This is a genomic window from Deltaproteobacteria bacterium (genome assembly GCA_016875225.1).
Taxonomy (GTDB): Bacteria; Myxococcota_A; UBA9160; order SZUA-336; family SZUA-336; genus VGRW01.
In genome coordinates this window covers 1-10,529 of the sequence record VGRW01000101.1, presented here as the reverse complement: position 1 = coordinate 10,529, position 10,529 = coordinate 1, and the positions used below count along the sequence as shown (strand labels likewise).

Annotated in this window: 8 protein-coding genes; 2 read left to right on the top strand and 6 right to left on the bottom strand. The window is 67.1% G+C overall.

Annotated features, from left to right (window positions below; all coding sequences use genetic code 11):
* Window positions 1-112: 112 nt before the first annotated feature.
* Complete coding sequence (locus tag FJ108_16465; protein ID MBM4337481.1) at window positions 113-430, top strand: hypothetical protein; 318 nt, start codon at window positions 113-115, stop codon at window positions 428-430.
* A gap of 13 nt (window positions 431-443) precedes the next feature.
* Here the strand turns inward: FJ108_16465 and FJ108_16460 are convergent, their stop codons facing one another.
* Together FJ108_16460 and FJ108_16455 are read right to left on the bottom strand one after the other, a co-directional pair.
* On the bottom strand, window positions 444-1,574 hold the full coding sequence (locus FJ108_16460; GenBank protein MBM4337480.1) for a hypothetical protein: 1,131 nt from the start codon (window positions 1,572-1,574) through the stop codon (window positions 444-446).
* 93 nt (window positions 1,575-1,667) lie between these two features.
* Window positions 1,668-1,985: a helix-turn-helix transcriptional regulator gene (locus tag FJ108_16455; protein MBM4337479.1), complete on the bottom strand. Its 318-nt coding sequence runs from the start codon at window positions 1,983-1,985 to the stop codon at window positions 1,668-1,670.
* A gap of 82 nt (window positions 1,986-2,067) precedes the next feature.
* Here FJ108_16455 and FJ108_16450 point away from each other — a divergent pair, with 82 nt between their 5' ends.
* A complete protein-coding gene (locus tag FJ108_16450) occupies window positions 2,068-3,159 on the top strand; it encodes a hypothetical protein (GenBank protein MBM4337478.1) in 1,092 nt (363 codons plus the stop codon).
* A 58-nt stretch (window positions 3,160-3,217) separates the two neighbouring features.
* Here FJ108_16450 and FJ108_16445 read toward each other — a convergent pair whose 3' ends face one another.
* From FJ108_16445 to FJ108_16430, 4 genes are all read right to left on the bottom strand, one after another.
* Window positions 3,218-5,458: a hypothetical protein gene (locus FJ108_16445; protein ID MBM4337477.1), complete on the bottom strand. Its 2,241-nt coding sequence runs from the start codon at window positions 5,456-5,458 to the stop codon at window positions 3,218-3,220.
* A gap of 120 nt (window positions 5,459-5,578) precedes the next feature.
* Window positions 5,579-6,298, bottom strand: a complete 720-nt coding sequence (locus tag FJ108_16440) for a hypothetical protein (protein MBM4337476.1) — start codon at window positions 6,296-6,298, stop codon at window positions 5,579-5,581.
* Window positions 6,299-6,347: 49 nt separating this feature from the next.
* Window positions 6,348-9,539, bottom strand: coding sequence for a hypothetical protein (locus FJ108_16435; protein MBM4337475.1), 3,192 nt, complete (start codon window positions 9,537-9,539; stop codon window positions 6,348-6,350).
* A gap of 32 nt (window positions 9,540-9,571) precedes the next feature.
* A partial coding sequence (locus tag FJ108_16430; protein ID MBM4337474.1) for a hypothetical protein occupies window positions 9,572-10,529 on the bottom strand: 958 nt, incomplete at its 5' end.

The following is a 10,529-nucleotide window of genomic DNA, read 5'->3' as shown; positions in this document are numbered from 1 at the left end:
CGTCGTCACCCGCTGGGAGTACAAAGCCCAGAACTACCGAGCATTCGTCCAACTCGCCTGTATCTGCATCATGCTGAGACAATTTTGAGACTGCCTCTAGAAGGAGAGCCCGATGAGAACGATCCTGGCACTGCTCGTGATGTCTTTGCTCGTCTTCGCATCCGCCGCGTCCGCGGACCAGTCGACGGCCCCGGGCCAGCAGAAGAAGGCCGCCGGCGACGGATCCGCAAAGGAGTACGCACCGGGTCAGCAGAAGGCCGAGGAAGCCGAGGCCGAGGCGAAGGCCAAGACCAAGGAAGCTCAGCTGAAGGCCAAGAAGAAGACCGAGAAGGCCAAGAAGTCCGGCGCGGGCAAGCCCGAGGCGACGGCCGAGGAGCTGCTCGAGAAAGAGGCCGCGGGCAAGGCAAAGGCGAAGGGCAAGGCGAAGTAGCCGCCCGAGCGGATCAGGCGGGAGAGCGCGAGACGCAGATCGCCGAGAAGCCTCCGCCGGGGCTGCGCAGATTCGTGACCTGTCCCTGGTAGACGCGCGCGCCGAGCAGGAGCACCTGATCGCGATAGGCGTAGGCGCGCACGTCGAACTTCATCTTGCGCCGCCCCTCGAGCGTCTCCACCTCGACCTCGCCGGGCTCGACCCGGCGCTGCGCGAGGAAGCCGGGGATGGACGCGATCTCCTCGAGCTTGCGCCGCGAGATCTTGTCGCCGCGGTACACGGACTTGCTGCCGTAGGCCGCACAGGGCTTGAACACCAGCCGGCTCCGCTCCGCCCAGGCGCGCTCGAGACCGAGATCGGCGAGCCGCCGCGTCTCGGGCACGATCTGCTGCAGGAACCCGGTGTCCTCGGGCGCGACGCCGAGCCGCTCGAGCGTCTCGCGCGACGAGAAGATCGCGAGCCTCTGCTTGTTCGCGAGCAGGTGGTGCTCGCGCGGCGCGGGAGTGACGACGACGGCGCGGGAGAGGTACGCCTCGCGAAGGCGTCGCGTTCGCGGAGTCGAAAGCGTGAAGTCCGTGTCGCGCAGGTAGACCAGATCCGGGAGCTCGTCACCATCACGAGCGAAGTCCTCGGTGTCGAGGATCTCCGCCCGGATCCCCGCCTGCTCGAAGAGCTTCACCAGCAGCTCGAACTCGGCGAACAGGAACTGCTCGCGCGGTCGCTCGTCGACGATCGCGATCCGGCCGAGCTCCGCCTCCGGCCCGCGCACGGCGCGAAGCTCCGAGATGAACTGCTGCACGATCCGCGACTGCATCGTCTCGATGGGGAGCAGATCCGCACAGATGCACGCGAGGCGCTCGGGATCGCAGAGCGAGGCGGTGTGCAGGCCGTTCAGCAGCGCGCCGCCCGCGTTGGTGTTGATCTCGATCAGGCGCGGTCCGTCCGGGCCGAGATGAAAGTCGTAGCCCATGAACACGCCGCGATTTCCCGGCTCGAAGCGAACCCCGGATTCGGCGCCCGCGTCGACCTCGGCTTGGTACGAGGCCGTGTGCGCGATCCCGTCGAGAAGCGCGACCGCGCGCTTGATCGCCGCGTAGTGCTCCGGAACCAGCGAGATGACCTTTTGGCCGGCGTAGGGGATCATGCCGCTGCGAAGCCCACTCGCGTGCGATTCGCGAATGCTGCGAGAGGACTCCGAGCGGAGTTCCCCTTACACAGGAAGAGAACGCTCTTCGCGCTAGCAGGCACGACGGCTCCTCGTGCGCGACGAGGCGCGCCCGCAGCAGTTCTCGGTCAGGTACGCGACCAGCCCCTCGATCGCCCCGAAGTCCGCGGAGTAGATCAGCGACCGCCCTTCCCGCCGCCGGCCGATCAGCCCCGCGCGCGAGAGCTGCGCGAGGTGGAACGAGAGCGTGGGCCCGGGAAGGTCGAGCAGCGCCGAGATCCGACCGGCGGGCAGCCCTTCGGGACCACGCTGCACGAGCGCGCGAAAGATCCGCAGCCTCGTCTCCTGGGCGAGCGCGGCGAGCGCTCCGATCGCCTGCGATATTTCCATGAATCTGGAATTATCGAAGTCTCGCGGCGACGTCAAGCCTCGGACCGCTGCGCGCCTGCCGCCCGGGCTAGACTCGCGCGCTGTGAACGCCCGACGTCTCGCGATGCTCCTGCTTCCGCTCTCGATCGCTCTGGCCTGCAGCGCCGGCGAGCCGGCTCGCAAGCCCGAGCCGCACCCGTCCGCGCGCGCGTACGACGGGAGCTTCCCGCCCCGGGGACCGATCGTGCTGCGGCCTGCGACCCCGCCCGCGGAGGGAACGCTGTACCAGCTGCAGATGAAGTACGAGGGGCGTTCGGAGGTGTTGCGAGAGAATTCGACCACCGACGGGCCCGAGACGCTCGACGAGCTGCTGCTCTTCGAGCTCGACTACCTCCAGGTCGCGGTCGCCTCGCCCGATCCGGACAGCGTCGCGTCGTCGCTCGTGCTCGACGCCCTGCGCCGAAAGGCGCGCGTCGCGCCGCCCGGCGCCGAGATCGGGCTCGAGATCGCCGACGACCGGATCCGCACGCAGTCCGGCGAGAAGGTCGACATCGATCTCCAGGGCGCCCAGCCCAAGGGCGATCTCACCCCGCGCTCCGTGCTGAACCGGCCGTTCGCGCTGCTCGTGACCGACGCGCGCGGAAACCCGGAGGGTGTGACGCTGCGCGGCATCCCATCGGCGAAGCGGCTGCTCGCGTCGCTGCCGATCCGCGAGTCGATCGCCTGGGTCCAGGTCGGCCTCCCCGAAGGGCCCGTGAGCGCCGGCGCGACCTGGAGCGCGAAGCGATTCCTGCCCAATCCGATCGGCCGACTCGGCGCGGGCGTGGAGATCGAGCACCGCCTGGTCGGCTTCGAGATGGTCGACGGCGTGCCTTGCGCGCGCGTCTCGCTCCGCGCGAAGCAGGACGCAGAGAACGCGCCGAGCGAGTTCGGCTTCACGTTCGAGCAGCTCCGCGTGGAGCTGAGCGGCGACGCGTGGATCGCGCTGGGCAGCTCGGAGGTGCAGATGCTGCGGCTCGAGGACGTCGCCGCGGTCGCCTACAAGAGAACGATCGGCGCGACGCCGGCGCGATTTCGCGCGCGCTACCAGGGCCGGGCGTCGCTCGCGCGGCTCGACGCGGCGACGACCGCTAACATGCCCTGGGCCGACGGCACCAAGCGCTTTGCCGAGGTGGCCAGGAAGAGCCGCGAATGAAGCGGCCCGGCCGCCGCGAGGCGACCGGGCCGGATCGAGAGCAGAAGCTCTCTGCGACTCAGAACTGGTAGGTCACTCCCGCCCAGACCTCGTCGCGCTTCTCCATCATGTTGTCCGCGAAGCTGGCCTTCGAGAAGAACGGGGCCATCGAGTACTTCTTGAACTGGTAGTTGATCAGCTGCCAGTTGCCGTCGTTCCAAGTGGTGGGATCGGCGAGGCAGTCGTAGCCGCCGCTCGGGCAGATGTTCCGGATGTTGTGCTCGTTCTTGCTGCCCTGGAGCAGATTGACGCCGACCTCGAACGAGATCTGGTCGTTCATCACCCACTTCAGCTTCGGTCCGGTGATCCATGCCTGCGCCGACCAGTCGTACGCCAGGAAGTTCGTCAGCACGATCGAATCGTTGCGCCAGTAGTTCTCGATGAAGAACGTCGAGATGATGTTGTTCTCGTGCTGCACCATGCCGCTCCGGCTGTCGCCTTCGTAGTCCATCACGTGCTCTATGAAGGTCTGGAACGACACGAACGCGGTGCGGTCCTTGTTCAGCAGCGGGATGAAGAAGCTGCGGTCGAGGCCGATCGCGGCGAGCAGCACGTCGCTGCTGTCGATCCCGTCGAGCTCGTTGGTGTTGTTGATCTTGCGGTCGAAGTCGTACGCGGTCTCGAGTCGCAGAACCGTGTCGATGCCGGGGATCTGGTAGTCGAGCGACCCGCCCAGCGTGAACGTGCGCGGGTATTCGAGCTGGGCCTGGCTCGCGGACCAGATCCAGCCGAGTGGCTGGATGTCGATTCCAGGCGCGTTGTAGCAGATTGGGTTGGTCCCGCAGATCGGCCCGATCCCGAATGTCCAGACAGCCAGCGCGTTGTCGCTCGCCGCCTGAACCGAAGCCTGATCATATGGATTGAAGGCCGGAATGACCGCTGCGGGGAATCCCAGCGCCTGCAGGAAGAGCATCATCGCCGGGTTCGGATTGGTGGTGCTGTAGTGGTTCTTGAAGCGCGCGACCGGCGCGTCCTGGATGCCCCAGAAGCCCGAGAGCGAGAACGCGATCGACGGCTCCGGGATGCGGAACTCGAAGCGGAAGCCCGGCTCGGTGTTCGAGAGGCTCCAGCCGCGCTCCTCGACCCGCGCGAGGGATTGATTCAGCAGACCGTGCGCTCCCGCGTCGGCGCGGCCCTCGCACGCGGCCGTGAAGGCCCAGAAGTCGCCGCACTGCCCGACCTGCAGCGGCTTGAAGCGATCGACCACCCAGACCAGCTCGAGCGAGAAGTCCTGCAGCGGGCCGACCGTCCCGAAGCTGTGGATCAGGTCGATCGAGAGCGACGGGATGCGCCGCTCCTCGAGCGACGGGTAGACGTTGTGCGTGCTGTAGTCGATCGGATTCACGAGGTCCTGGAGCCGGAACGCGTCGGTCTTGCCCCAGACCACCTGCTGGCGGCCGAGCCGCACCTGCGTGTCCTTGTACTTGACCTCGAAGTAGGCCTCGCGCGCCCAGCACCAGTCGTGCACGCCGTCCCAGCAGCGCGTCGACAGCTCGCCGTCGGTGTGGTTCAGGCCGAACGGGGCCTGGCGGTCGATCGTGCCCCGGTCGCCGACGATATAGCGGCCGCCAAATGAGTGGATCGGTGCGCCTTGCGTGAGGCCGGCACCCGCCAGGTAGATATCGGCTAGCTCGAGTGAGCCGAGGAAGTTGTTCGTCGCTGGCGTCGCCCCCGTTGCAAGGATTCGCTGCTCCGCGATGTTCCAAGCCTTCGCGTTCGAGTTTCCGCCGAGGTGCCCCTGCTCGCTGCCGCGCGTGCGCGATGCAGCGCCGAGGATCCCGAAGAAGATGGTGTTGTCGTAGACGAACTGAGGGTTGTTGTTCCCGCCGAAGAAGTTGGCGGTGTCCGCTGCGGTGTCGCAGTAGTTGCCGCGGATGCAGGAGCCGTGACCCGGGAACTTCTCGCCGTCCATCGCATTCGCGGCATTCGCTTGGACGGCCGTGCCCGGCCCCGCAGGGCTGCGCCGATCGCCGAAGTACTGCGGATACAGATCGTAGACCGCGTCATAGGTCGGCGTGACGATTCCGTGGAAGCTCACGTCGAGATCCGAATCGGAGAACAGTCTCACGTCGAAGTTCATCTCGACGCTGTTCATCCACTGATCCATCTGGAAATCTTTGGAGAGACTCGGCGAGTTGAAGTACACGGACGAGTTCGCCTTGCCGTGCAGCTCGAAGTTCTCCGACCACCAATCCGCCATCGCGACGTTCGCCGTCGCGAGTCCCGACACCATCGCCAGTAGCAGTGAGATCGCACGCACGACTCGCGATCCCGTAAGCTCCACCCTCTCGCCCATGCTCCCTCCTTGCAGCCCTGAGCCGAACTGCACCCCCAAGTATTCCAGAACCTACGAAAAATCCCTTCGGATTTCGCGCCCGGTTTATTGATTTTGCGCGTCTGTTTGCGGGAAATCGAAGGCGAGCAGCGTCTGCTCGACCATCTGGGTTCCTCCCTCGCGCTCGTTTTTCGTGACGCTGCGCAGCAATCCCACGCCGCGCGCGTAGTAGTCCTGGTACGACAGGAGCGGCGCGTCGGTCTGGATCGATGGATCCCAGTACTCCGACTCGACCAGCAGCACGTCCGCGAACGTTCCCGCCGGAACGATCAGCTCCGCGACCGGTTTCGTCCGACCCGTCCACTTGATCCGCCCGCCGCCACCGTTCTCGGGCTGCTGCAGGATGCGCGTCTCGTGGGTCCATGACGCGCCCGGCAATGCGCCGAGCGGCATGACTCGCGCGGGATCCTCCTCGCCCAGCATCCGCAGTCGATCCGGCGAGCGGTAGTCGAGCCCCGTGTAGCGGCAGAGAAATCCGTCGCGGGCGACGTAGGCGGTGGCGCCGACCTCCGCGATCCCGAGCGAGTCGGCGCTCAGCGCGTGCTCGTCCATGATGAACGCGACGCCGGGCAGTCCCTCGACGGCGCTGTCGCCCCGCGCCACGACCTCGACCTCGATTCCACCGGCGCCGAGCGCGTACTTGTAGCGCCAGTGCGCGCCCGGCACGAGCGGGAAGTACTCGTTGGCCGCAGAGCCGCTGGCGCTCGACGAGGGCGGCGCGTCGCAAGCGGTGAGCGCGCCGAGCAGCGCAGCCCATCCGGCCACGAGAGCCAGCGTTCGCAGGGGGCGGCGCCGATCGACTCTCATCCGACCCTCACTCGCGCTTCACATCCGAAGCCTGCGGCTCTGCGCTGCCTGCAGCGCTCGCGAATTCGGGGCGGAATACCGCCGTGAACGCGGGGACGAGCAGCATGGCGCCGATCATGTTCCCGACCAGCACCACGGAGAGCAGCAAGCTCATGTCGGCCGCGAATCGCAAGCTGGAGATGAAATACCAGAAGATGATGCCGCCCACCAACGTCGAGGCGGTGAAGAACACCGCCATTCCCGTGGTCTGGATCGCGATGCGCACCGCCTCGACCACGTCGTGGCCGCGTTTTCGCTCGTGGACCACGCGGTCCATGATGTACAGGGCGTAGTCGACGCCCACGCCGACGCCGAGCGCCTGCACCGGGAGCGTGTTCACGTCGAAGCCGATTCCGGTCCAGTACATGTACGCGAGCGACACCAGCGCCGCGGTGCCCAGCGACAGGATCAGATACAGCGCGATCGAGAACGCGCGGTAGGAGATCCACACGATCAGGAACGTGGTGACGAACGACGCGATCAGCGTCGCGTTGTTGCTGCCCTCGACCTCTTCGTTGCTCGCCGCGAGCACGCCCATCAGGCCCGAGGCCAGGGCGAAGCTCGTGCCCTCCGCCCAGCGCCCCGACTCGCGCCGCTCGTAGTCGCCGGACTGGTACTTCACCCAGAGCTCGTACGGCTCGTACAGGCCGCGCTTTCGCACCTGCACGTTCGTGCCGCGCTCCTCGGAATTCCACTCCGCGACCACGCTGAAGCTGCGCCGGTCGAGCTCCGCGGCCTTGATCAGCGCATACGCCGTGACCAGGTCGAAGCCCTCGACCTCGGCGAGCTCCTCCACGCCCGCGTTCGCGAGCTTTCCGACGTCGTCGTAGCCGGCCTCGACCAGGACCTCGCGCAGCTCGCGCGTCATTCGCGGCAGCGTGAGCATGCGCTCCTTGGAATCCTCGGGCGCCGGATCGGTGCGGTCGGGCGTCAGCACGGCCTGCTTCTCGTACTGGCCGTCGGGCTGCTGCAGATACACGCCGAGCTCGACCGGCCGCGGCGGGAGCAGCGGGCCGATCCACCAGAACACCGTCGAGATCCAGTCGTCCTCGGGAACCTCGAGCCGCACGGCGATCTTCCCGGTCGGCCGCCGCTTCAGGTAGTCCTTGATGCGGTCGACGGCGTGCCGGATCGTGTCGCCCTGGTGGTCGCCGTAGAAGACGCGGATCGCCGCGTTTCTCGCGACCTGGTCGCGAACCGGATTCAGGATTCGCGGATCGGGTGAGCCCGCCTCGTACAGATAGAGCAGACCGCCGATCTCCTGCGGCGTGTACGGCACGATCGACCAGCGCGGGTCCGCGTTGTGGTAGGTGCGGTTGATCGCCTTCAGGTACTCGACGATCGAGAGCGTGCCGCCGACGCCGGGCTCCTGCTCCATGTAGCGCTGGAACGCCTCGATCTCGGCCATGACCTCGGGCCGGTGGATGCCGCCCTCCATCTCCGTCTCGACCACTACGGTGAGCTCGTCCGCGCCGTAGAAGCGCTTGCTGATCGCGGCGGCGGACTGGTTGAACTCGTGCTCCGGCCAGAGGATCGGCGTGCCGGGTCGCGATTCGCCGACCTTCACGTAGGGAGCCACCGCGAACGACGAGACCACGATCACGAGCCAGACGCCCAGGATCACTTTCGCCGAGCGCGGACCCGTCGCCCAGCCCGACATGACGCGCAGCACCTTCACGATCGGCTCGGGCACGTAGTGCTTGGTGTCCTTGGGCGCCGGGAAGTAGGCGATCATCAGCCGGTTGAGCAGCATCTCCGTCACCGCGATCGACATGGCCCAGAACGCGCCGACCAGCGCCACCTTCTTCATCAGCGCGATCGACGAGACGTAGATGACCAGGATCCCGAACGCGTCGGTCAGGATCGCGAGCGACCCGGGCAGGAGCAGCTCCGCCATCGACGAGATGACCGCCTCGTCCTTGTCGCCGTTCAGCCGCTCGTACTCCTCGTAGAAGCGCTCGACGAACTGCACCGAGTGGCTCACCGCGCGCGCGGTGATCAGCATCGGGATCACCAGCACCAGCGGCTCGAGCTGGTACCCGACCAGCGACGTGAAGCCGAGTCCCCAGATCGCCGAGACCACCGCGCCGGTGAACGGCATCACGATCCCGTAGAAGCGCCGGAAGTAGATCGCGAGCAGGATCAGCAGGATCGCCAGCGACAGCATCAGGATCAGCACGATCTCGGGCAGGAACTCGAAGGTCCAGCCGGTCAGGATCGGCTGTCCGGTCAGGTGCACCTCGACCGTGCCGTCGCTCTCGAGCTCGAGCTTCAGGTCGTAGATCTCTCGGAAGATCTGCGAGTAGTCGAGCCGGCCCTCGATGAAGCCGGCCGAGATCAGCGCCGCCTGATCGTCGAGCGACACCAGCCGGCCGAAGACCTGCTTGTTCTGGTGGATCCGGTCGGGGAGCGTCGCCATCAGCTCGGCCGGGATCAGGTTCCCGTCGGGGCCCGCGAGCTCTTCGCCCGAAAGCGTGTACCCCGGAGGAAGCTCCTCGAGGCGCAGGATCAGGAACTCGAGCTGGGCGTTCTCCTTGCGCAGCAGGCGCAGGCGCTCGGCCTCGTCGCGATCCGTCATCTGCTCGAGGCGCGTGGCCTGGGTCGGCGCGAGCAGCTCGACCAGCTCGGCCTTCCGCTTCGCCGCGTGCTCGCGGAGCTCCCCGAACGTGCTTGGAACCCTACCGGCATTCTGGCTGGCGGCGAGGCGCAGCGTCCTGCGCGTGAAGAACTGCGCCTCGAGCAGCGCGAGCGCCTGCTCGCCGATGATCTGACGCGAGCGCAGGATGCCTTCGCGGTCGACCTCCTGGTCGCGGATCGTGATCGCCGTGATCGACGAGATCTGGCCGTGATCGACGCCCTCGACCTTGTCGATCTGGTCGGTGAACGCGTAGACCTTCTCGAGGAACTGCTCGTCGTAGATCGTGCCGCTCTTCGCCACGATCGCGGCGGTGACGACGTTCGCGCTGCCGAACTGCCGGTTGTACTTCTCGTACACCTGCACGAACGAGTGATTGCGCGGCAGCAGGTCGACGAACTGGCTGAACACCTGCAGCTGCAGCGCGTGCCAGGCGAAGAAGAGCGTCAGCCCGCCGATGATCGCGAGGTTGATGCCGCGGTGCTTGATGAAGAACCGCGAGAAACGGACGGCGAACTGATCCATGCGAGGGGTCCTTTGGGCCTGTCGGCCCGGGTTCAGCGGCGGTCGGACGCGGGAGCTTCGTGGGCCGGTGCAGGCTTTCCGTTTCCGCCCAGCACCGGTACGAGCGCCTCGGGCGCCGATCCCGGAGTCACTGCGGTGGACCAGGATTCGCCGCCGTCCTCCGAGCGCAGCACGACGCCGCGCTCACCGACGGCGATCGCCTCGGTCCGGCTCGCGAATGCGACCGCCGAGAGCCAGTTGAAGAGCGGCGGGCGCTTGGCGTCGGCCCAATTCAGGCCGCCGTCGCTCGAGACGTAGATCACGCCGCGATCTCCGACGGCGACGCCGTGCTCTCCGTCCCAGGCGATCCCGAACAGGCCCGCCGTCGTTTCGACCGAGCGCGACTCCCAGAGGCTGCCGGCCTCGCTCGACACGAGCACGCTTCCCGCGAGCCCGACCGCCGCGGTCGGACCCGCTGCGCTGCCGTCTAGATCGAAGAGATACAGATCCTCCGGCGCTCCGCTGATCTGTCGCTGCCCTACCCATGTGTCGCCGCCGTCGTTGGTTCGCAGCAGCGTCGCGAACTCGCCGGCGATCCAGCCATCGGTCGGGCTCGTGAAGACCACGCCGTTCAGCAAGCGCTCCGGCACGTTCTCGTCGGCATAGCGCGCCGCATCAAGAACGATCCTCTCCCAGGTCTTCCCGTCGCGGGTGCGAAGCGCGACGCCGAGATCGCCGACCGCGACCGCGTGGGTCGGCGAGATCGCCGCTACACCGAAGAGATTCGTGTCGAGCGGGCGCGAGTCACCCATCTCGTCGGTGAGCTCGACGGGCTGCAGCTGCCAGGAGGCGCCGCCGTCGGAGGAGTGCAGGATCGTCCCGTTCGCGCCGACGGCCCAGCCGTTGGCGTCGTCGGCGAAGGAAATGCCAAAGATGGTGTTCGCCGTCGGTGTGTCGGGCGAAGACCAGGTGCGTCCCGCGTCGGACGAGAGCAGGATCGTGCCCCAGTAG